Below are 21,209 nucleotides of genomic sequence, written 5' to 3'. Positions count from 1 at the left end.
TCGGCTCGGCGACAGGCGGCGCGCTTGCTGGCAGAATCGCGGCTTTCCGCAAACCGCGCAGGTACCGCCCCATGAACGACCGACTGCAGATCGAAGACCTCCTCCTGGGCGACGGCAAGGAGGTAGTGAAGGGTGCGCTGATCACCACCCAGTACAAGGGCACCCTGGAAGACGGCACGCTGTTCGACTCCTCCTACGAGCGCGGCCGGCCATTCCAGTGCGTGATCGGCACCGGACGAGTGATCAAGGGTTGGGACCAGGGCCTGATGGGCATGAAGGTCGGTGGCAAGCGACGGCTGTTCGTCCCTTCCCACCTGGCCTACGGCGAACGGCAGGTCGGCGCGCACATCAAGCCCCACTCCAACCTGCTGTTCGAGATCGAACTGCTGGAAGTGCTCACCCGCGACGACTGAGCCGAGGGACGGCGGCGGCCTCTGGCCGCCCGTGCCGAACCAATGCGCAGGACGAATAGTCGCTCGGCTACCCGCCCTGCACGAAGCCGGTTTCTCTTCTAATCCGCGGGGCGAGCCGCGGAACCCGTGGCAATGGCGCGAGGCAGGCCGTCCAGCGCACGCAGCAGGCAGAACCCCAGGACGGCCCCCGCCGCGCCCGCGACCAGCATCAGGCCGATCGCGCCCGACCAGTCGAAACGGCTGACGATCAGGCCGATCAGCAAGGGGCCGATCACCTGCCCCAGGTAGTTGCCCTGCATTACCCAGCCGATGGCCAGTGGCGTCAGCGAAGGCGCGGGCGAGGCCAGCGGCGCGGTCGCCAGCACGGTGGTGGGGAGCATGCCGGCGACCGCCGAGAAGACGAACCCCAGCGCAATCGCCAGGAGTCCCGGCGTCGCGGCATGGAAGAACGCCGCACCGGTGAGTCCCATCAGGATCGCGGTGCTCGCCAGCAAGGCGCCGGGACGTATGCCGCGGGAAAGGATGAAGCCCGCCGCGACATTGCCCAGGGCGTTCGCCGCGACGATGGCCGCGCCGATGAGTCCCGCAGTCTCCAGGGCGACGCCCAGGCGCTGCATGAGGAACACGGGGAGGAACGTCATCAGGGCGAAGAACTGCAGGTTGTAGGTGGTGAAGCCGAGCGCCAGCAGGGTGATCGCCGGAACCTTGAGCAACGTGCCAAGACCGGCCGGCCTCACGCCTGCCGCCCTGCACCCATCGTCGGCAGGGACGCTGAGCGGCAGCAGCAGCGCCGCGACCAGTACCAGCAGTGCGCTCAGTTGCCAGTCGGCACGCCAGTCCGCGAGCAGCGGCCCGAACAGCATCGAGAGGGCGATTCCGCCTGCCATGAAGGTGCTCCACAGACCGAACACCACGCTGCGCCGCGTCTCGCTGGTGATCCTGTGCAACACGGCGGGCGCCGCCACTACCACGATGAGGAAACCGAGCCCCTCGACGAAGCGAGTGGCAAGCAACCAGGCGAAGTCCTGCATCGACGCACCGAGCAGGCTCGCCCCGCCGAGAATCGCCAGCCCAACGGTCAGCAGCCGGCGATCTCCCCAACGACGCACCAGGAGGCCGGCGGCGATGCCGCCGAATACGCCGACGAACGGAAAGGCGGACATGATCCAGCTCAGCGCGGCGAGGTCGCCGCCGAAGCTCCGTTGCAGCGACGGCAGGGCGATGGTCGCCTTGCCGACATGCAGGGCAGCGGCGATGCCGGCGAAGATCACATTGGCAACTGCCAGCCATCGCGGGCTGGCCTGGGGGTGCGGACGAGCGAGAGTGGACGGGCTATCCATCGTTGCCTCCGGGCATGGAGTGGCGCCCGGCAAGATCGCCAGACGCTCTGCGCGGATTCTGATAGCTCAAGTTAACTTGAGGTAAAGAGCCCAGGAATCAAACGATGTGTTCCATCGCCCGCACCAATGGCAATCCGGCACGCCCGCTCAGTAGAAGTGCTCGCCGTAGAGGTCCCAGGCATTGCGCCGGGCTGCCCGGCGCAGCTGCTCGGTGTAATCCCGCCGGCCGACGGCGGATCGTCCCGAGCTGGCAGCGACAGCTTCGGTCTCGGTGCGGGACGGTTTGTTGCGCGGAGTGTTCAGGGACATGGCGGCGTCACCAGTTCATCCCCGTCGCCGGCCCGCTCAGCAGTGCCTTCGCCATACCGCGGGCGGACGCCAGGTCCGGCGCCACGCTCACCGGCGGGCCGTAGACAGCCTGCAGCACCGGCGCCAGTTGCTGCAGGTCGGCGAGGTTGTCCGGCTGGCCGTTGGCACTGAGCAGGATGCCCCGGCAATGCTCGACGAAGCGCTGGCGATTTTCCTTGAGCCACAACACCAGGCGCTTGCGCGCCTGCTGGTCGCCTTCAGCTGTTTCCTGCGGGAGCGGCGGATAGACCAGGGCGAAATCGCGCTCGACGGCCAGCAGCGCCTCGACCTCCTCCAACCAGCGCTCGACATCGGCCAGCTCGCGGGGCATCTCGCGGACCTGGACCAAGGGAAAGGCATCGATATCCAACAGGCTCTTAGCGGGGGCATTCATGGGGGGACTCCTGCGGGGAGGCAAGGCGGAGGAATGAGCGGAAGTGCTTGCCAAAACAGTACTGTACGATACAGTTCTTAAATGACCAGCGTCAACCCTAACGAGAAACGCTCTCAGCAAACCGCCTGGAGGCTTGAACGGACCGTCCCGACGGCCCACCATGCGCACCTTCCGACCGCCACCCCGCGAGGCCCGATACCGCTCATGAACGATGCTTCTCCCCGTCTGACCGAACGCGGCAGGCAACGCCGCCGCGCCATGCTCGACGCCGCCACCCAGGCCTTTCTCGAACACGGTTTCGAAGGCACCACCCTGGACATGGTGATAGAACGGGCCGGTGGTTCACGGGGGACCCTGTACAGCTCCTTCGGCGGCAAGGAGGGCCTGTTCGCCGCGGTGATCGCCCACATGATCGAGGAAATCTTCGACGACAGCGCCGATCAGCCGCGCCCCGCCGCCACGCTGAGCGCCACCCTCGAGCATTTCGGCCGGCGCTTTCTCACCAGCCTGCTCGATCCCCGCTGCCAGAGCCTCTATCGCCTGGTGGTGGCGGAATCCCCTCGGTTTCCGGCGATCGGCAAGTCCTTCTACGAGCAGGGGCCGCAGCAGAGCTATCTGCTGCTCAGCGAGCGACTGGCCGCGGTCGCTCCTCACATGGACGAGGAAACGCTCTACGCGGTGGCCTGCCAGTTTCTCGAGATGCTCAAGGCCGACCTGTTCCTCAAGGCCCTCAGCGTGGCCGACTTCCAGCCGACCATGGCGCTGCTGGAAACCCGCCTCAAGCTGTCGGTGGACATCATCGCCTGCTACCTGGAACACCTGTCGCAGCGCCCCGCGCAGGGCTGAGCGACGCGCAGTTCAGGCGGAGGGCGGCAGCGCCTGGCCCGGCAGTTCGGTGAGGTGGATCTCGGTGACCAGGGGTTCCTGGCGCGGCAGGGTACGTTCGAGCAGGGGTGAGAAACGCGCCAGCGCGCCGATCAGGTCCCACTGGGTCTCCAGGGCGGCCCCCAGCTCCGAGAGTTCGTTCAGGACCCGATGACCGACCCGTTGCAGGCGTGGCTCTTCGCTCTGGCTGAGCTCCACCGAAAGGTGCGCCAGCATGGTGGTCATGTTGTTCATGTTGCGTGTCGCCAGGACCAGGATATTGGCCAGCAGGGCGACATCGCTGTCAGGCAGGGAGGCGTGGGGAGAACCGGCGTTGGCGTGCATGCGAGCATCCTTTCTCGAAGTGCGGTCCGGAGCGAACGTCGCGGGAGAATAACATCATATTGCCATTACGCAATATCTCCCACGAAACGCTCAGGTTGATTTCCTGATGCCAGGCAGACCGCCAAGGTCGGCAAAGGTTTCCATCAGGTGGGCCGCCAGCGCCTCGCCGCGCCGACGGCCCCGACGGCTCACTGCATTTCCAGGGATTTGCGCGGCGGCGTGCTGCGATGAGCGGCTCGCAGGTACTGCGGCGGCCAGGGCATCTGCTCGTTGCGCAGTTCGTCGGCGGCGTGCAACGGCCAGTACGGATCGCGCAGCAGTTCACGGGCAAGCAGGATCAGGTCGGCCTGACCGGTGCGCAGGATATGCTCGGCCTGCACAGGCTCGGTGATCATGCCCACCGTGCCGCTGGCGATGCCGGCTTCCTTCTTCACCCGTTCGGCGAACTCGGTCTGGTAGCCCGGTCCTACCGGGATTTCCGCATTCGCCGCGGTACCGCCGGAAGACACGTCGATCAGGTCCACGCCCAGGTCCTTCAGGCGCCGGGCCAGTTCCACGGTCTCGTCGGGGTTCCAGCCATCCTCCACCCAGTCGGTGGCGGACAGCCGCACGAATAGCGGCAACTCTTGCGGCCAGGCCTTGCGCACCGCGGCGGTGACCTGCAGAAGCAGGCGGATGCGGTTCTCGAAGCAGCCGCCGTACTGGTCGCGACGCTGGTTCGACAGCGGCGAGAGGAACTGATGCAACAGGTAGCCGTGGGCCGCATGCACCTCCGCGACCTTGAAGCCGGCAGCCAGGGAGCGCTCGGCGGCGCGTACGAAGGCCTGCACCAGCGCCTCGATCTGCGCCTCGCTCAGGGCCTCGGGGGTCGTGTGCTGGGGATCGAACGGGATCGCCGACGGCGCCACCGGTATCCAGCCGCCGTCGCTGATCGGCACGCTGCCGTGCTTGCCCAGCCACGGCCGCCAGGTACTCGCCTTGCGCCCGGCGTGGGCCAGCTGGACCCCGGCGACCGCGCCCTGGGACTCGATGAAACGGGTGATGCGATGCAACGGCTCGACATGCGCGTCGCTCCAGATGCCGAGGTCGTCAGCGGTGATGCGCCCCTCGGGCAACACCGCGGTGGCTTCGACTATCACTAGGCCGGCGCCGCCCACCGCGCGGCTGCCCAGGTGCACGAGATGCCAGTCGTTGGCCAGGCCCTCCTGCGCCGAGTACTGGCACATGGGCGATACGGCGATGCGGTTGGGCAAGGTGATTTGACGCAGGCTAAGAGGCTCGAACAGCAGACTCATGGCAGGACTCCCGGTCGGTCTTGGAATAAAGCTCACACCTGAACTTTAGACCGGGTTCGCGGAGGCCAACGGCCCAAGCGACATAAAGCAGCCGCCCTCCTGGCGGAAGACGGCTTGAGCGACCCCGACCGGCATTCCTTCCTGGAGTGCCAGCCGGGACCACCGAGCTTACAACGCGCTCGGGCAGGTCACGCCGACGATGCTGAACGCCCGGGTGACGTCAGCCGCCGAGTAGTTGCGGTTCTGCGCCGAGCGAATCACCCCGCAGGCGCCGCTGTTGTAGTTGCTGGTGGCGGTCCAGTAGTAGCGGTTGGCGTCGACGAACACCTCGAAGGCCTTGCGGGTATCCCAGCCCGGCGAATTGGCCAACAGGTAGAACGCACGGTTGTACACGCCGCTGGAGTGGTGCACGTCGATGCCGTTGTAGTACTGCGACGCGTTGTCGATGGATCGCCCGTCGCGGCTGGGCTGGTCCATGTAGCGCAGCGCACCGCTGCCCTTCTTGATGTCGTAGCCGATCAGGAAGTCGTTCTTGCCGCGCATGTAGAACTCGGCTGCCTCGCCGGCCATGTCGGAGAACGCTTCGTTCATTCCGCCTGATTGCCCGCGGTAGATCAGCCCGGAGTTCTGCTCGGTAAAGCCGTGGCTGACCTCGTGGGCCGCCACGTCCAGCGACACCAGCGGATAGAACATGGTGGCGCCGTCGCCGAAGAGCATCGCCGTGCCGTCCCAGTAGGCGTTCTCCACGCTGCGCCCGTAGTGCACCTTCATGTACAGCTTGTGGGTCAGCGGGCTGGTGCCGAACCAGTCCCGGTACAGTTTGAACACCACGCCGCCGAAGAAATGCGCGTCGTTCAGCGGCGAATAGGCGCCGTTGACCTGCTTGTAGGTGTTGGTCGGGCAGGCGAAGCGGAACGGCGTGGTCTTGCTGTCGTCGGTGCTGCCGTTCATGTCGACGGTGATGACGTTGCCGTCGTCCATCTCGCAGCGGTCGTTGACGATCAGCGGACCGTAGTCGCTACCGTAGGTGTACTTGCCGATCTTCTGGTTGCCGCCGGGGCCGCCCGCCTCGGCGTGGGCCAGGCCTTCCCACTGATCGAGCACTTCGCCGGTCTTGGCGTCGATGACGAAATGCGGCCGCGACAGTCCCTCGCCGGGAATCAGGTAGGAGACGTTGTAGACCAGTTGGGCGATGTTGTTCTCGCCCAGGCGGATCACCAGTTCCACTTTGTCATTCTCGGTCTTGCGGCCCTGGGCCTTCAGGCTCTTGGCCTGGGCCAGCACCTGCTCGGCGGATACCGCCGCGGTGGTGCTGCCCGGCAGGTCGGCAGCGATGTTGGCGACGAAATGGCCGCTGCGCTGCGCCGCCACGCTCTTGCCGGGACCCTTGACTTCGGTGATGGCTTCGCCGACCACCCGTACGCCGTTGTGGAATTGCTCGTAGCGGGTGACCTGCTTGCCGTTGGGCAGGGTCGTGCTGCGGATCGCTTTCAGTTCGTCGGCACCGCCAGCGCCGACCGCGGCTTGCAAGGTGACTGGGCCGGGCGCGCCCTGGGCAGCCTTGCTGGGGAGTTTGGACACGTCGATCAGGTCGGCGGCAAAAGCGGCCGGCGAAACACCCATGATCGCAACGAACAACAGGTCAAGCGTAGAAACCTTCTTCATCTTGTTCAGTTCTCCTGGTTTTTTCAGGCCGAAGTACTCGGCCGACGCTTACCGCCGCCTTGTGGGCTGATCGGAACAGCCGTATCAGTCCTTCGGGTAGAAGGAACTGCACTCCCCTGGCTCGGTCCCGTTTTCGACGGTGCTTTCGTGTACCAAAAAGAACCCGCGGCCAAACCTGCCAGAACTGGCAGGTAGCCTTGATTTCGCCGGAAATCTGTATGTTTTCGCTGGAATAGCTAACAGAAAAGCAGGGGGCAGCTAGGTTGCCCGTGGCCCCGTGGCGCGTTCAGCGAGGAGCCATGTGGACGATCATCAGTTGCACGCTTTCCTGGCCGCGGAATTCGTTGACGTCGAGCTTGTAGGCCAGCTCGGCCCAGCGCACGGTAGGGTTGGGCCACTGCTCGCGGTCGATGTTGAAGGCAATGCCATCCAGTTGCAGCGAGCCGCATTCGCTTTTCAGCACCAGCTTCAGGTGACGCTCGCCGACGATCCGCTGCTGCACCAGCTGGAACACCCCGTGGAACATCGGCTCGGGAAAGTGCTGGCCCCAGGGACCGGCCTGGCGCAACGCGCGCGCCAACTCCAGGTGGAACTCCTGGATGCTCAACTGGCCATCGGAGAGCAGGCGCCCGGCCAGGTCCTCCTCGGCCAGTTGGCGGCGTACTTCGGCATCGAAGGCGGCGGAGAAAGCGCCGAAGTTTTCCTGCGGCAACGATAGTCCGGCAGCCATCGCGTGGCCGCCGAACTTGCTGATCAGCCCGGGATGACGGGCGGCTACCGCGTCCAGCGCGTCGCGGATGTGGAAGCCGGGAATCGACCGTGCCGAGCCTTTCAGGCTGCCGTCGCCGGCATCGGCGAAGGCGATGGTCGGCCGGTGGTAACGCTCCTTCAGGCGCGAGGCGAGGATTCCGATCACGCCCTGGTGCCAGTCGGCGTCGAACAGGCACAAGCCGAACGGCAGTTGCTCCAGGCTCAGCTCCTTGAGCTGCGCCAGCGCCTCGCGCTGCATACCCTGCTCGATGGCCTTGCGGTCCTGGTTCAACTGGTCGAGCTGCACCGCCATGTCGCGGGCCAGCGCTTCGTCGTCGCAGAGCAGGCATTCGATGCCGAGGGACATGTCGTCGAGCCGACCCGCCGCGTTCAGGCGCGGACCGAGGATGAAACCCAGGTCGGTGGAGGTGATCCGTACCGGAGGCCGCCCGGCCACCTCCAGCAGCGCGCGCAAGCCCGGCCGGGCGCGGCCGGCGCGGATGCGCGCGAGGCCCTGGTGGACCAGGATGCGGTTGTTGGCATCGAGCGGCACCACATCGGCGACGCTGCCCAGCGCCACCAGGTCGAGCAGCTCGGCGAGGTTCGGTTCCTTCAGCCCGCGCCGGGCGAACCAGTCCAGCTCGCGCAGGCGCGCCCGCAACGCCAGCATCACATAGAAGATCACCCCGACCCCGGCCATGGCCTTGCTGGGGAATTCGCAGCCCGGCTGGTTGGGGTTGATGATCGCATCCGCCGCCGGCAGTTCCGGGCCAGGCAGGTGGTGGTCGGTGACCAGCACCTTGAGCCCCGCGGCTTTCGCCGCCTGGACGCCGTCCACGCTGGAGATGCCGTTGTCCACCGTCACCAGCAGGTCGGGACGCTTCTCCAGGGCCACGCCGACGATCTCCGGGGTCAGGCCGTAGCCGTACTCGAAGCGGTTCGGCACCAGGTAATCGACCCAGGCCGCGCCGAGCATGCGCAGGGCCAGCACGCCGACGCTGCTGGCGGTGGCGCCGTCGGCGTCGAAGTCGCCGACGATGAGAATCCGCTGGCCGCCCTCCAGGGCGTCCACCAGCAGCGCCACGCCCTCTTCGATGCCTTTCAGCCGCTGGTAGGGAATCAGCCGCGCCAGGCCCTTGTCCAGCTCCTCGGCGCAACGCACGCCACGAGCCGCGTACAGGCGCGCCAGCAATGGCGGAAGGTCGCCGAGATCGGGCAGGGTTTCGGGCAGGGGGCGGGGTTCGATACGCATCAGGTCACTCGTTCGGCTCGACGGAAGGAAACGGCGGCGGCGATCAACGCTCGCCCTGCAGCCACTCCAGCTGCAACTCGTGCTGGCCGTTCTCGTCGGTGACGAACAGGGTGCCCTCGCTGATCATCACGGTCCAGTTGATCGAACGCGGCAGGTCGCGGGACAGGCTCTCCAGGGGTTCCTGGGGCACTGCCGCGACGTTGATGTTCTTCAGGCTGCGCACGCTGTCCAGCACCTTGGTCTGCCAGACCCGCAGGTTGCCATAGGCGAGCAGGCTGAAGCGCTCGCAGCGACGCGAGCACCAGGTGATGCGCTCGGCGTCCGGCTGGCCGACTTCGATCCAGTGCAGGACCCGGCCGTCCAGGCTCTTTTCCCAGAGCGCCGGTTCGTCCACGTCCGACAGGCCACGCCCGAAGGCGATCTGCTCGCCGTACCACAGCACGTAGGCCAGCAAGCGCACGGCCAGGCGCTCCTCGGTCTCGGAGGGGTGCCGGGCCACGGTCAGGCGCAACGTCTCGTAGACCCCGCGGTCCAGGTCGGTGAGGGAAATATCGGCTTTATAGGGCGTGGATTGCAGGGCCATGGGAATACCGGCGTGGGAAGCGAAAGGGCGCAAGTCTAACCTGAAACCCGCCCGCGTGCGGTCCGCCGGCCGACCGCCTGCCCTGCCTTTCTCGCGTCGCTGCCGCTCAGCGCGGGGCGTAGCGGCCCCAGAGTTCCTCGAACTCGCGCCGATAGGCGCCGATCAGCACGGCGTCGTCGGTTACCAGCAGGTTCTCTTCGTTGTTGACGCTGGCGCTGCGGGTCCAGTTGAAACTGCCGTTGAGCAGCCAGGCGCCATCCACCAGGGCGAACTTGTGGTGCATGTGGAAGGGACTGTCGTCGATTCGCAGCGGCACGCCGGCCTCGCGCAGCGCATGGATGTCGCTGCCTTCGTCGAACTGCTTGTCATCGTCGCTGATGATCCGCACCGGAACGCCGCGCCGATGGCAGGCCAGGATTTCCGCACTGAGCTGGTCGTCGGAGATGGTGAACACGCAGATGTCCAGGCTCTGCCTGGCCTGCCGGCACAGTTCGCGGATCTTCCGCCGACACTCCTCGCCGGGACTGAAATAGGCGCTGGCGCGGCTGCGCGGCGGCGCCGCGGTAACCTCCAGGGTGCGCACCACCTGCTCCAGCCACTTCAGGGCGGCTATCCGTTCGCCCTGCTCCTCCAGGAGGACCAGCTCACGCACCAGGTCGAAGGCACGGTTGCGCAGGAAACGCACCTGGTCGGGTGCCAGCTCGCTGCCCAGTTGGCGCAGTTCGTCCCGCTCCTCGTTGCTCAGCTTCAGATCGGCCAGGCTGTCGCGCAGCTGGCGGTCCAATCCGTCGAAGTCCATTTCCCGCTCCTCGTGTCCTCAGGGTTGATCGTTCTCCAGCGGCCTCTGCTCGCCGCCCAGCAACCGGCCCAGTTCGTCGAGGCGGCTGGATATCTCGTTGATGCGGTTGTGCGTGCGCAGGTCGACGTCGATCTTGCGGTCCATCACCTTGATCAGCGGCAGGAAACTGTCCTGCAGGCAGGCGGCAAGGCTCTCCAGCACCTGCTGCACGCCCGGCTGCGCAGGCGCCGTCACCTCGACGTTCAGCGCCGGCGCACCCTGGCCGAGCTGGCGCAATCCAGCCAACAACTCGTCCCAGGGCGCCGGTTGTACCGGCTGGGGTTCGCGAGCCAGGCCACGGACGCTTTCCACAAGGTCGTTGAGCTGCGCAACCAGCCGTCCGCCGACGTCGGCGTCGCTGCCGCCCATGGACTTGTTGCGCAGGAAGTCACGCTTGATCTGCGCCCAGCGCTCGGCCTGCTCGGGGCTCTGGTTGCCGCGCAGTTCGGCGAGCTTCAGCAGGTTCTCCTCGGCTCCGGTGGTCAGCAGTTGCGACTCGCCCTGGTAGTGGTCGGCGATCAGTTGCAGCAGCTCGGCATCGTTCATCACCGCGGAGATCTTCTCCGCCATCTTGTTCATGTTGCGGTAGCTGCCCTGCAGCTTGAACGGCGGCTCGCTGCGGTACTGGTCGGCCTGGGCGGCGCTGGCGATGTACTGCTGGTTGACCTTGAGCACCACGTCGCGCACCTGCATGAGGCGTTGCAGGGTGCTGCTGATCTCGTTGATCTCGGCACCGCTGTAGCCGTGGGCCAGCTCGTTGCTGGAGAACGGCTTGCCCTCGGCCTTGGCGACGAAGCGATAGACGTCGGCCATGTCGCGGGTGGCCAGCGGCGCGAGAACCGGGTTGGAGGTCAGGGCGTTCTCGATGTAGCTGAGGGAGAACGCCTCCTGCATGCCGCTGAGGGTGTCGCCGAGGTTGTAGATGTCGGCGCGGTTGGCGAGCATGTCGGGAATGCGGAAGACCTCGCCGGACTCGGTGTAGGGGTTGCCCGCCATCACCACGCAGAACTTCCGCCCACGCATGTCGTAGGTCTTGGTCCAGCCCTTCCACACCCCTTCCACCCGGCGCGTGCCGTCGCAGAGGGAGATGAACTTCTGCAGGAACTCCGGATGGGTGTGCTGGATGTCGTCGACATAGAGCATCACGTTGTTGCCCATCTCCAGCGCCAGGTTGAGCTTCTCCAGTTCCTGCCGCGAAGTCGCGTCCGGCGCCTGCCCGGGGTCGAGCGAGCGCACCTCGTGGCCGAGGGCAGGACCGTTGATCTTCATGAAGATCAGCCCCAGGCGATGCGCCACGTACTCCATCAGGGTGGTCTTGCCGTAGCCTGGCGGGGAGATCAGCATCAGCAGGCCCATCAGGTCGGTGCGCTTGTTCTCGCCCACCGTCCCCATCTGCTTGGCCAGGTTGTCGCCGATGACACCCAGGTAGACGTCATTGATCAGCTTGTTGCGAACGAACGAGGACAGCGGTCGCGGCTTGAACTCGGCCAGGCGCAATGCCTCGCGCTCGCGTTCGACGATCTCCTGGCGCAGCGCCTGGTAGCGCCGCAGCCCCGGCAGGAACTGCTGGCGATGGCGACGCAGGCGGCCGAAGAAGTCGTCCACCGCCAGCGCCAGGCCGCGTTCGACGATGCGCGGATGCTCGCCCATCAGGCCGTCGACCTGGAAGCGCAGGTCGACCTCGGTGATCCGTCGTGGCATCTCCTCGTCCAGCAACGAGAGCGCCACCGCCTCGTCCAGGTAGGCCGCCAGCGGCTGGAACTCGGCGTCGCCACATAGTCCGCGCAGCCAGTTGCCGGCCAGTTCCCACTGGGCGGCGGGCCGCTCGCCGAGACGCTCCAGGGTCTGCCGGTAGTCGTCCCATAGACGCGCGCCTTGCAGGCGCAGCTTGAGTCCTTCCTGCAATTGCCGGGCATATTTGCTGAAGGTGAATTCGGGACGCTCGGCGGACAATTCCCAGACCAGGTACTCGGCCGCCTCGTCGATATGCTGCGGGTCCAGCGCGATGGGCTGTCCGGCGAGCAGCGCACGCATCGCCGCGGCCACTTCGCCGCGAAGGGCGAGCAGGCCGTCGTCACGACCGAACATCTGCTGGATGCTGCGGCTGCTGCGTGCCCGCTCGGGCCAGCCGGCGACTTCCCGCTCCTCGCGCCGGCGGCTCCAGAACAGGCTGGCGAAGGCCCGCGCCGAGGGTGCGTAGCGTAGCAGTCCGGCGCTCTCGCGCAACGGCAGCAGGCGAACCAGGATCGCCGCCGCATCGTGGTCGTGAATGCCTTTCTCGTAGCCCTCCTTGTAGCGCGGTGCGGCGAAATCGCGGATCGCCCGCGCCAGCTCGTCCGGCTGCGCCAGCAGCGCCTGCAAGCGCTCCAGGCTGAAGCCATCGCGGCCCGCGTCGGCGGCGGCGAGCACTTCGCCGGCGAGATATTCGGCGCGGTACAGCGTCTCCGATTCGGATTCCAGGTTCACCTGCCAGAACTCGCGCAACTCATCGAGCCGCGGGTCCTGCAGCGGTTCGAGGAAATCGGTGCCGGTCAGGTGCAGGTACAGCGCGTCGCCGCGCGGCATCAGGGTCAGGTCGAGTTCCTGGGTGTTGACGCTGAAGCGGTGGCGCGGGCCCAGGCGGATGACGTCGCCGCCCTCCTCGAACAGCTCGCTCTTGTCGCGCAATGCGCGGACCGCCTGGTCGCGCGCGGCCTTCAGGCGCGCCTCGACGTCGTCGGCCTTGACGCTGTCCTTCAATTCGCGAAGACGTTCGGCCAGTTCGCGCAACTTGAGGATCAGCGGGTCGGCGGCGAAGAACGCGTTCAGTTCCTCCGCCTGGGTGAAGCGCGCGGTGCGTCGTTGCAGGCTGTCGAGAATTCGCCGGGCGGCGTCGAGCAGTCCCTGGGCCTTGCGCTGGCGCTCGTCGAGCAGGGTCTGCTTGTGCGCTTCGAAGGTTTCCAGCAGCTCCTCGCGCTTGGCCAGGATGTCGCCGAGGAACTGCTCATGGTCGCCGAACTGGCTTTCCAGTTCCTCCAGTTGCACCAGCAGGCGCGACAGTTGCTCGTCGCAGCGCTCGGGGTCCTGGGCCTGGGCCAGGGCGTTGGTGATGCCCTGGCCGAACAGTTTGAACTGGGCGCCGAACTGGGCCACGGTCTCGCTCGAACCGAGTCCCTTGCGCCGCTGCTCGGCGCGCGCCTTGGCCTGGTTCAGGCGGGCGTAGATCTCCGAGATCGACTCGATGATGCGGGTCCGCTGGGTCGCGTCGTCGATGCGCAGCGAAGCCATCAGCGAGGACAGCATGTCGAGGTCGCCGGCCATCGCCTCCAGGGCCGCCAGCGGCTCGCCGAGCTGGGCCACGGTCTCGGCTTTCTGCGCCTCGCCATCGAGGCTCTGCAGGCGCTCCAGCAAGGGCTGCAGGGCCTGTTCGCTGGCGAGGAAGGTCGCGGTGGCGGCGGCCACCCGCTCGTGGGCCGCGAGCAGTTCGGCCTCCATGGCGTCGAGTCGCGCCACGTCGATGTAGCGGTACTCGCGGATGGTCAGCAGCAACCCACGCTGGGCGGTGATGCCGTTGAGCCCGTCGACGAACTGCTGCACCCGGTCCCAGCCGTCGGGCAGCAAGCCGGAGAGGAGCGCCTTGTGCCGCTCCTCCGCGTCGACCATCGCCTGGGCCGACTGGCGGCGGATACTTTCGACCTTCTCGTACTCGTCGAGCACCAGCTCGGCGGTCGCCGCCACTTCGCGCAACAGCGGCGCCAAGCCGTCCAGTTGGTCGCTGCCGAGCCAGTGGTAGACGTCGAACAGGCGCTGGGTGTTCTGGCACAGCAGCGAGTAGCGCTGGATCGAAACCGCCGGGGTCTCGATCTCCCGGCACAAGTCGTAGAGGTCGGAGACGCCGCGCACCAGCTCGGCATTGCCGATCCGCCCGAGAAAACCGCTACGCGCCGGTTGGCGGGCCGCGTACTCCTCGGTGCAGAACGGCGTCTGCCAGACCTGCATCGGATGGATGCGGGTCGGTTCCTCGCCTTCGGCGGCGAAGATCACCATGCGCCCGTCCTCCAGGCGCGCGTAGCCGTGGCCGAACAGCGGATTCTGCAACTGGCGGTTGATCAGGTTGTAGGTGAGCAGCACGTTCCGCCCCTGCTCGGGATGGTAGAAAACGTACTGCACGTCCTCGCCGTTGGGCGAGCGTACCGAGCGCTTGAAGCGCATGCCTTCCATGGATTGCTCGAAGGTGCGGTACTCGCCGTTCTGCAGGTAGTAGCCGCCGGGGAAGATGATCCCGTGGTCCTCCGGCAACTGGATGCAGGCCAGGCCGATGGCGTCGATGCGCTCGACCTTGCCGGTCAGGCTGTTGAACACCAGGTAGCGCCACTGCTCCTCGCGATAGGGCAGGACCTTGAGCAGCAGCAGGCTGCCGAGGCGGGCGAACTCAACCTGCGCGTCGTCCAGCGACTGGGTCTTGTCCATCACCTCTTCGCGATAGATGCCCAGGCCGACCTCGGTGTTGTTCTCGACCTTGATGGTCAGGTCGCCGCCAATGGTCTCGACGAACAGGGTGTCGAGGATGTTCAGGTGCGGGAAGCGGCCCTCCACCACCATCTCGCGGGTAGCCCGCTGCCATTCGAAGTCGAACGGTGCCGGCAAGGCGATGTCGCGCTCGCCGCGGTTGTCGATGTAGCGGACTTCGCTACCGTCGCTGGAGATCGACCAGCGGAACACGCGGATGTCGGTGATCCGCTCGCCGATCTGGAAGCTGGCCAGCAGCTTGCCGTCGCGGATCGCCAGTTGCAGCAGGCGGGTGTTCTTGTAGTAGGTGTAAAGCTCGTTGAAGTCGTTGACGAAGCCCGGCGCGGCGAGAAAGCTGTCCCCCAGTGGCACAGGCTCCGCCTCGTAGCCTTCGCTGCCCTCCACCAGGCGGTAGAGGGAGAACACGTCGGCCACGCCGGTTTCCTTGCGCAGGCCGATGAACACGTTGTAGCCGAACAGCAGGCAATCGCCGACCTGGACGATATCGCGGGCGATGCAGTTGTTCTCGGTACGGATGCGGACCCGGCCGATCACATCCATCTGGCTGTCGCCGAACTCCTCCAGGCGACTGGCGTTGAGCCTTTCGGCGGTCTGCCGCAGGCGCTGGCCCTGCTCCAGCAGGCGCTTGTGCAGCACCTCGTAGGCGCCGCCCTCGGCAACGGCCTTGTCCAATACGTCCTGCGCGGGAGTTGCGGCTTGAGTGTCCGACATCCTGGTCTTCCTGGGTCTACGGCGGTCATCGATGGAAACCGGCCCGAGCGGCCTGCCCCGGGCGCAGCCAACAGGCCACGCCAGGGGCTGCGCCGCTCAGGGCGCGGGCGGAACGCCTCCGCAGTTGGCGGAGGAGGCTGCGGGTCGACTCAGACTTCCGCCGCCGGCTCGTTCTCGTGGCCGCTCTTGCGTTCCGGCATCACCGCAGCGGCTGCGCCACGGCCGTTGAGCAGGCGGGCGAGAACGTCCTGCACCACCGGGCTCTTGCCGACCACACCTTCGATGGCCTTGCCCACCGACAGCGACTTGGCGAAGGAGTTGAAGAAGTCGCCCTCGCCGCCGACGATCTCGATGTTCGCCTTGCCCAGCGCGGTGGCGAGCACCTCGGCCTGGTCCTTGGCGATGTCCTTGTTCGCGGCGATGGCCGCCATGGCCTCCTCGAAGCTCTTCTCCAGCTGCATGCGGAACTCTTCGTGCTGGCGAGCGCTGTCGCTGAGGGCATCCAGGGCGCCGAACTTCTTGCCAAGCCCCTCGGCCTCGGCATTCAGGCGCTGCAGCAGTACTTCCGCTTCCGCGCTGCCCTGGTCCTTGGTGGCCTTGGCCTTGGCCGCGCCGAGCTGCTCTTCGCCGCGCGCCTGGGCGCCGAGCTTCTCGGCCAGCACCTTGGCTTCGGCCAGGCCGTCCTTCTCCTTGGCCGCGGCCTGCGCCTCGAGCACCCGGGCGTCGGCCAGGCCGCGCTCTTCGTCGCCCCTGGCTTCGGCGATCAGTTGTTCGGCACGTACCCGCGCCGCTGCCAAGCCATCCTTTTCCTTCGCCGCGGCGGTGACTTCCAGCACCCGCGCATCGGCCAGGCCCGGCGCTGCGCGCTCGGCCTCGATGCCCTCGGCCAGACGCTTCTTCGCCTCGGCCTGCTTCGACGCCGCCTCCAGCTCGGCCTGCGCCATGGTGTTGATTTCCACCGCCTTGTGCTTGGAGCGGGCCTCGTCGGCTTCCGCCTGCTTGACCTGGCGTACCAGCTCCTGCTCGGCTTCCGCCTGGGCCTGCAGCAGTATCACCTGCTTGACCCGCTCGGCCTCGGAAACCTCGCGCACCTCCTTGATCCGCTCCTCCTCCTGGGCCACGGTCTTTTCCACCGCGACGCGCTCGCGAATCACATTGGCAATGTTCTTGCGCTGCTCTTCCAGCGCCTTTTCCTTCTCGATCTTCTGCAGCTCCACCTCACGCTCGCGGGCGACGATCTCCAGGTCCTTGGCGCGGGTGACCTTCTCCACCTCGATGACCACCGCGCGCTGGCGGTTCTGCTGCGCCACCTCGACCTCGCGCTGGTGGTTCTCGGTGCGCACGTCGATTTCCTGCTGCGCCTGGATCCGCGCCTGCTCGGCCTTCAGCCGCTCCTCTTCCTTGACCCGCGCGGTTTCCGCTTCCTCGCGGGCACGGATGGTCTCGATCTCGCGCTTCTGCCGGGCCTCGGCGTCAGCCTGCTGGCGCTCCAGGGCCAGGGCCGCCTCGCGGGTCTCGACGTTCTTCTTCTTGATCGCCAGCTCTTCGTTGCGCTCCAGTTCGTTGGTGATGACGTTCTGGGTGGCGGTCAGCTCGGTGATCTTGCGGATGCCCTCGGCATCAAGGATGTTGCTCGGGTCCAGCGAGTTCTTCGCGGTCTGCTCCAGGTAGTCGATGGCGACGTCTTCCAGGACGTAGCCGTTCAGGTCGTTGCCGATCACCTCGATGATGCGGTCACGGAAGTCCTGGCGATTCTCGAACAGCTGGACGAAGTCGAACTGCTTGCCGACGGTCTTCAGCGCCTCGGAGAACTTGGCATTGAACAGCTCGTTCACCGCCGAACGGTCGGAAGCACGGTCGACGCCGATGGCCTTGGCCACCTTGAGCACGTCGTCCTGGGTCTCGTTGACCCGCAGGTAGAAGGCAACGGTGATGTCCGCGCGCATGTTGTCGCGGCAGATCAGGCCGTCCTTGCCGCGCCGGTCGACCTCCAGGGTGATCAGCGAGATGCGCATGAACTCCTTCAGGTGGATCACCGGATAGACCAGCGCACCGGTGAAATGCACCTTGGGCGTCGACGACATGTCGTTGACGATCAGCGCGGTGCCTTGCGGGACCTTGATGTAGAAGGCCTTGAACAGGGCCAGCAGGCCCACGACCAGCAGAACAACCAGGCCCACTCCCAGCAGGAGGGGCATCAGCGACGTCATATCCATAGCAGCAGTTCTCCTTGATTCTCACCGAGCCCGGGTCAGATACCGCGGAACTCTTCCTCGGTAACGACCCGATAGGCGTGCTCCGCCTCCAGGTACTCCAGCAGCACGACGCGATCGCCGCGCTTGAAGCCTTTGTTTTCTTCCGCACGAACTTTCAGGATCAGCCCGGCGCCGCCGTCTTCCAGCAACGCCTCGCCATGTTGCAGGGTGACCCGCCCGCTGCGCACCACCGCGACCTGGCCCAGCACCGACTTGCTGCTGGTGCTTTCCAGCTTGCGGAACAGCGGCCGCAACGGCCGGCACAGCGTGGCCGCCAGCGGCGCCGCCAGGAACAGCGCGCCCACCGCCACCACGGCGCCCAACGGGTAGCGCAGCCAGCCGAGCGGCAATGCGCTGAGCAGCCACAGCTGGACGAAGTAGCAGAGGAACCAGGCGAAGAAGGACAGCAGGGTCAGCACCAGGGTGACCGGTACGCCGTTGAGTTTCAGCTTCGCCAGCAGCGCGGCGAGGCCTTCGGCCTGGCCGGCGCCATCGACGACCGACTCGGCGTCGAGATCGAGCACATCGATCTCGACCATGCCCAGGGCGACGATGCCCCAGTAGATGATCGCTAAGATCAGAAGAAAGCTGAACAGCACGGTCGGGAACGACAGCGCCGTCTGCAGGAAACCTTCCATTGTCGCTCTATCCCTGAAAAACGGGCCCGGACGCCTTCGCCGGGCCGCGGGCCTATCAGGCCTTGCCCTTTTCCTTCAGGCGCGCCAGCACGCCATCCACGCTGTTGCCCGAGGCCTTGATCCCAGCCGCGCGCAGCTTGGCGTCCAGCGCATCGTCCGGCGCCGCCGCGCTGGCCAGTTCGGCCGCGGCATCCATGGTCGCCGCGCGTTCGGCCTGGCGCTGCTTGATCCGCTCCAGGGAGTCCACCGCGGTCTGCAGCTTGCTCTTCGAGTTGCCGTAGCGCTGGGCAACGGCCATCTGCGCCTTCTGCACGCTCTCGGTGGCCTTGACCGTATCCACCTGTTGCTTGAGCTGGCGGATGTTGCCCTCGGCCTGGCTCACCGACTTGCGCAACTGGGCTACGCTGGCGGCGAATTCCGCGACCTGGGCACGCTCGCCCTCGAGCTGGTTCTCCAGGGTCGCGATCTTCTCCGCGACCTCCCGGGCCAGCTCCTCGTTGCCGGCCTCCAGTGCCTTGATCGCGTATTGCTCGTACTCGGCGACCTGGGCCGCGCCCTTCTCGACGCGCTCCTGGGCCAGGCGGTGGCGGGCCATGATCGAGGCCAGCGCTTCCCGCGACTTGCGCAGTTCGACGTCGGCGTCGCGGATCTCCTGGTCGAGGATGCGCAGCGCCTGGCTGTCGACGATCGCCTCGCCAACCTCGTTGGCTCCGCCGCGCAGGGCGCTCAGCAGCTTGCTCCATACCGTCATGATGGTGTCCTCCCTCAGGCCCGGGCTTTCAGGTAGCCGGCGTAGACTTCCGTGGCGCGGATCACGTTGCCGGCCAGGGTTTCGATTTCGTGCAGCACGCTGGCCAGCGACGAAGTCGTGCTCAACGCGCCGAACATGCTGTAGCAGCGCTCCTCGCCCGGCAGGTTGAGCAGGCCGATGCTCGACAGCGGGAACAGTTGCCGGCTGAGCAGGACCTCTTCGTTGAAGGCGGTCGCGTCGGTAACGTCGCTTTCCGGCCAGAGCAGCGCCTCGACGATGATCTGCTCGCCCTGGGGCGCGACGAACACCGGCAGGTCGCCGTATTCGCGCATGATCACGTAGAGACTCGCTTCCGCCCCCTCGATCAGCTCGATCTGGGCCTCGCCGCTGCTGAACAGCTCGGTGCCGCTCAGGGCCTCGGCCAGCGAGCGAGCGTTCCATACCCGGGCTTCCGTCATGTCTTCCTCCTTCTCCAAATGAGCCGCTCCGGCAGCCGGGCGACGCAGCATCCGCTCGATGCCGGCGAGCGCCGCGGCGTTCTCCGGCAAGATCCAGACTTCCTTCTTCACCAGGCCCTGCTCGCGCAGGCGCTGGCGAAAGACACGCTGATAATGGGCCGATGATTTCCGTTGCATGGACTCACACTACGAGATCACATGTAAGATTTCAACAGATCACATGTAATAAAAACCAACGCACGCGCATATCTACGCCGGGCCGGCCGGAGCATGGAAAAGAAACACGGGGAGGAAAGAGAGAAAGAAATGGCACGAGGGGCCTCCCTGGCTCGGTGTCTGGCGCGCTACATCCTGTATCGACTCCCGCATTAAACCCTCTATGCAAAAGGAATTGAAGGACCGCCGGGCATATCGGGAAAAAACGGGAAACGTCTCACCCTACCGCGGCACCCGCCCGCACCGCCGGCAAATGCTCTAGGCTATGCGCACACTGCAGCCTGACGGACACCGCATGGAACATTCGCCCAAACCGCTGGCCGGCCTGAAGGTGGTCGAGCTCGGCACCCTGATCGCCGGCCCTTTCGCCTCGCGGATCTGCGCCGAGTTCGGCGCCGAAGTGATCAAGATCGAGTCGCCCGACGGCGGCGATCCACTGCGCAAGTGGCGCAAGCTCTACGAAGGCACCTCGCTGTGGTGGTTCGTTCAGGCACGCAACAAGAAATCCCTGACCCTCAATCTCAAGCACGCCGAAGGCCAGGCGATCCTGAAACGCCTGCTCGGCGATGCCGACATCCTGATCGAGAACTTCCGCCCCGGCGTACTGGAAAAGCTCGGCCTGGGCTGGGATGTCCTCCACGCGCTGAACCCGCGCCTGGTGATGGTGCGCCTGTCGGGCTTCGGCCAGACCGGCCCCTACAAGGACCAGCCGGGCTTCGGCGCGGTCGGCGAGTCGATGGGCGGACTGCGCTACATTACCGGCTTCGAGGACCGCCCGCCGGTTCGCACCGGGATTTCCATCGGCGACTCGATCGCCGCCCTGTGGGGCGTGATCGGCGCGCTGATGGCGCTGCGACACCGCGAGGTCAACGGCGGCGAGGGACAGATGGTCGACGTCGCCCTCTACGAGGCGATCTTCGCCATGATGGAAAGCATGGTTCCGGAATTCGACGTGTTCGGTTTCATCCGCGAGCGCACCGGCAACATCATGCCGGGCATCACCCCCTCCTCCATCCACACCAGCGCCGATGGCCGCCACGTACAGATCGGCGCCAACGGCGACGCGATCTTCCGCCGCTTCATGCAGGCCATCGGCCGCGACGACCTGGCCAGCGACCCGCGACTGGCCAGCAACGACGGGCGCGATGCGCGCCGCGACGAACTCTATGGGGTTATCGACCGCTGGGTCGCCTCGCAGCCCCTGGAGGAAGTGCTGGCGGTGCTGGCGCGAGCCGAAGTCCCGGCCAGCCGAATCTACTCCGCCGAAGACATGTTCCGCGATCCGCAATTCCTTGCCCGCGAGATGTTCCTCTCGGCACGCTTGCCGGACGGCAAGCCATTCCGCATGCCTGGCATCGTGCCCAAGCTGTCCGCCACGCCAGGCTCGGCGGATTGGGTAGGCCCGGAACTGGGCGAGCATACCGATGCCCTGCTCGCCGAGCTGGGCTACGACAGCGAGGGCATCGCCGCCCTGCGCCGGGAAGGCGCCATCTGAACGGTACGCGGAGCCCTTCATCGGTGCTCCGCGGACAGGGCGGCCCCTCTCCCCTATCCAGCCAGGGAGAGGGGGTTATCCGCACGCTT

General features: G+C 66.4%; 17 protein-coding genes. 3 read left to right on the top strand and 14 right to left on the bottom strand.

Annotation, left to right across the window (positions count from 1 at the left end):
- The first annotated feature begins 71 nt into the window (after window positions 1–71).
- Window positions 72–413, top strand: a complete 342-nt coding sequence (locus tag AT700_RS06175; RefSeq protein WP_003092567.1) for an FKBP-type peptidyl-prolyl cis-trans isomerase — start codon at window positions 72–74, stop codon at window positions 411–413.
- Window positions 414–511: 98 nt separating this feature from the next.
- Here the strand turns inward: AT700_RS06175 and AT700_RS06170 are convergent, their stop codons facing one another.
- The 3 genes from AT700_RS06170 to AT700_RS06160 all read right to left on the bottom strand — a co-directional run bounded on the left by AT700_RS06170 (window position 512) and on the right by AT700_RS06160 (window position 2,495).
- Window positions 512–1,753: a CynX/NimT family MFS transporter gene (locus AT700_RS06170; RefSeq protein ID WP_004351418.1), complete on the bottom strand. Its 1,242-nt coding sequence runs from the start codon at window positions 1,751–1,753 to the stop codon at window positions 512–514.
- 147 nt (window positions 1,754–1,900) lie between these two features.
- Window positions 1,901–2,062: a MexR antirepressor ArmR gene (gene armR, locus AT700_RS06165; RefSeq protein ID WP_003100689.1), complete on the bottom strand. Its 162-nt coding sequence runs from the start codon at window positions 2,060–2,062 to the stop codon at window positions 1,901–1,903.
- A gap of 7 nt (window positions 2,063–2,069) precedes the next feature.
- Window positions 2,070–2,495 (bottom strand): hypothetical protein, encoded by a 426-nt coding sequence (locus tag AT700_RS06160; RefSeq protein WP_003100688.1) that lies wholly within the window; start codon window positions 2,493–2,495, stop codon window positions 2,070–2,072.
- 204 nt (window positions 2,496–2,699) lie between these two features.
- Between AT700_RS06160 and nalC the strand changes: the two genes are divergently transcribed.
- On the top strand, window positions 2,700–3,341 hold the full coding sequence (gene nalC / locus AT700_RS06155; protein WP_003109635.1) for an efflux system transcriptional repressor NalC: 642 nt from the start codon (window positions 2,700–2,702) through the stop codon (window positions 3,339–3,341).
- Between the two features lie 12 nt (window positions 3,342–3,353).
- On the opposite strand, the gene AT700_RS06150 is transcribed toward nalC, so the two are convergent.
- From AT700_RS06150 to AT700_RS06100, 11 genes are all read right to left on the bottom strand, one after another.
- Window positions 3,354–3,704: a hypothetical protein gene (locus AT700_RS06150; RefSeq protein WP_003100685.1), complete on the bottom strand. Its 351-nt coding sequence runs from the start codon at window positions 3,702–3,704 to the stop codon at window positions 3,354–3,356.
- A gap of 188 nt (window positions 3,705–3,892) precedes the next feature.
- Window positions 3,893–4,999 (bottom strand): NADH:flavin oxidoreductase/NADH oxidase, encoded by a 1,107-nt coding sequence (locus tag AT700_RS06145; protein ID WP_003119323.1) that lies wholly within the window; start codon window positions 4,997–4,999, stop codon window positions 3,893–3,895.
- A 168-nt stretch (window positions 5,000–5,167) separates the two neighbouring features.
- Window positions 5,168–6,664, bottom strand: a complete 1,497-nt coding sequence (gene lasB, locus AT700_RS06140; RefSeq protein WP_048520833.1) for a M4 family elastase LasB — start codon at window positions 6,662–6,664, stop codon at window positions 5,168–5,170.
- 286 nt (window positions 6,665–6,950) lie between these two features.
- On the bottom strand, window positions 6,951–8,666 hold the full coding sequence (gene recJ, locus AT700_RS06135) for a single-stranded-DNA-specific exonuclease RecJ (protein WP_003100681.1): 1,716 nt from the start codon (window positions 8,664–8,666) through the stop codon (window positions 6,951–6,953).
- A 43-nt stretch (window positions 8,667–8,709) separates the two neighbouring features.
- Window positions 8,710–9,249, bottom strand: a complete 540-nt coding sequence (locus AT700_RS06130; RefSeq protein ID WP_003092594.1) for a YaeQ family protein — start codon at window positions 9,247–9,249, stop codon at window positions 8,710–8,712.
- Between the two features lie 106 nt (window positions 9,250–9,355).
- Complete coding sequence (locus tag AT700_RS06125) at window positions 9,356–10,048, bottom strand: phospholipase D-like domain-containing protein (RefSeq protein WP_003100680.1); 693 nt, start codon at window positions 10,046–10,048, stop codon at window positions 9,356–9,358.
- A gap of 18 nt (window positions 10,049–10,066) precedes the next feature.
- Entirely contained in the window at window positions 10,067–15,307 is a 5,241-nt protein-coding gene (locus AT700_RS06120; protein ID WP_048520832.1) for a DNA repair ATPase, read from the bottom strand.
- Window positions 15,308–15,456: 149 nt separating this feature from the next.
- The gene (locus AT700_RS06115) at window positions 15,457–17,523 is read right to left on the bottom strand and encodes a flotillin family protein (RefSeq protein ID WP_003113833.1); all 2,067 of its coding nucleotides are present in this window, start codon (window positions 17,521–17,523) and stop codon (window positions 15,457–15,459) included.
- Window positions 17,524–17,558: 35 nt separating this feature from the next.
- Window positions 17,559–18,200, bottom strand: a complete 642-nt coding sequence (locus AT700_RS06110) for a hypothetical protein (RefSeq protein WP_003100672.1) — start codon at window positions 18,198–18,200, stop codon at window positions 17,559–17,561.
- 55 nt (window positions 18,201–18,255) lie between these two features.
- Window positions 18,256–18,951: a PspA/IM30 family protein gene (locus AT700_RS06105; RefSeq protein ID WP_003092609.1), complete on the bottom strand. Its 696-nt coding sequence runs from the start codon at window positions 18,949–18,951 to the stop codon at window positions 18,256–18,258.
- Between the two features lie 14 nt (window positions 18,952–18,965).
- Complete coding sequence (locus tag AT700_RS06100; protein ID WP_003092612.1) at window positions 18,966–19,586, bottom strand: YjfI family protein; 621 nt, start codon at window positions 19,584–19,586, stop codon at window positions 18,966–18,968.
- A 304-nt stretch (window positions 19,587–19,890) separates the two neighbouring features.
- On the opposite strand from AT700_RS06100, the gene AT700_RS06095 reads away from it, so the two are divergent.
- On the top strand, window positions 19,891–21,120 hold the full coding sequence (locus tag AT700_RS06095) for a CaiB/BaiF CoA transferase family protein (protein WP_003129868.1): 1,230 nt from the start codon (window positions 19,891–19,893) through the stop codon (window positions 21,118–21,120).
- The last annotated feature ends 89 nt before the right edge of the window (window positions 21,121–21,209 follow it).

This window comes from Pseudomonas aeruginosa (genome assembly GCF_001457615.1).
GTDB classification, from domain to species: domain Bacteria; phylum Pseudomonadota; class Gammaproteobacteria; order Pseudomonadales; family Pseudomonadaceae; genus Pseudomonas; species Pseudomonas aeruginosa.
This window is presented reverse-complemented; position numbering and strand designations above follow the sequence as displayed.

Coding starts and splice junctions, on each gene's coding strand:
- AT700_RS06100 (WP_003092612.1), bottom strand. CDS start 19,586: ATGCAACGGAAATCATCGGCCCATTATCAGCGTGTCTTTCGCCAGCGC.
- AT700_RS06150 (WP_003100685.1), bottom strand. CDS start 3,704: ATGCACGCCAACGCCGGTTCTCCCCACGCCTCCCTGCCTGACAGCGAT.
- AT700_RS06175 (WP_003092567.1), top strand. CDS start 72: ATGAACGACCGACTGCAGATCGAAGACCTCCTCCTGGGCGACGGCAAG.
- AT700_RS06105 (WP_003092609.1), bottom strand. CDS start 18,951: ATGACGGTATGGAGCAAGCTGCTGAGCGCCCTGCGCGGCGGAGCCAAC.
- AT700_RS06125 (WP_003100680.1), bottom strand. CDS start 10,048: ATGGACTTCGACGGATTGGACCGCCAGCTGCGCGACAGCCTGGCCGAT.
- AT700_RS06160 (WP_003100688.1), bottom strand. CDS start 2,495: ATGAATGCCCCCGCTAAGAGCCTGTTGGATATCGATGCCTTTCCCTTG.
- AT700_RS06130 (WP_003092594.1), bottom strand. CDS start 9,249: ATGGCCCTGCAATCCACGCCCTATAAAGCCGATATTTCCCTCACCGAC.
- armR (WP_003100689.1), bottom strand. CDS start 2,062: ATGTCCCTGAACACTCCGCGCAACAAACCGTCCCGCACCGAGACCGAA.
- AT700_RS06170 (WP_004351418.1), bottom strand. CDS start 1,753: ATGGATAGCCCGTCCACTCTCGCTCGTCCGCACCCCCAGGCCAGCCCG.
- AT700_RS06095 (WP_003129868.1), top strand. CDS start 19,891: ATGCGCACACTGCAGCCTGACGGACACCGCATGGAACATTCGCCCAAA.
- AT700_RS06115 (WP_003113833.1), bottom strand. CDS start 17,523: ATGGATATGACGTCGCTGATGCCCCTCCTGCTGGGAGTGGGCCTGGTT.
- AT700_RS06120 (WP_048520832.1), bottom strand. CDS start 15,307: ATGTCGGACACTCAAGCCGCAACTCCCGCGCAGGACGTATTGGACAAG.
- lasB (WP_048520833.1), bottom strand. CDS start 6,664: ATGAAGAAGGTTTCTACGCTTGACCTGTTGTTCGTTGCGATCATGGGT.
- AT700_RS06110 (WP_003100672.1), bottom strand. CDS start 18,200: ATGGAAGGTTTCCTGCAGACGGCGCTGTCGTTCCCGACCGTGCTGTTC.
- nalC (WP_003109635.1), top strand. CDS start 2,700: ATGAACGATGCTTCTCCCCGTCTGACCGAACGCGGCAGGCAACGCCGC.
- AT700_RS06145 (WP_003119323.1), bottom strand. CDS start 4,999: ATGAGTCTGCTGTTCGAGCCTCTTAGCCTGCGTCAAATCACCTTGCCC.
- recJ (WP_003100681.1), bottom strand. CDS start 8,666: ATGCGTATCGAACCCCGCCCCCTGCCCGAAACCCTGCCCGATCTCGGC.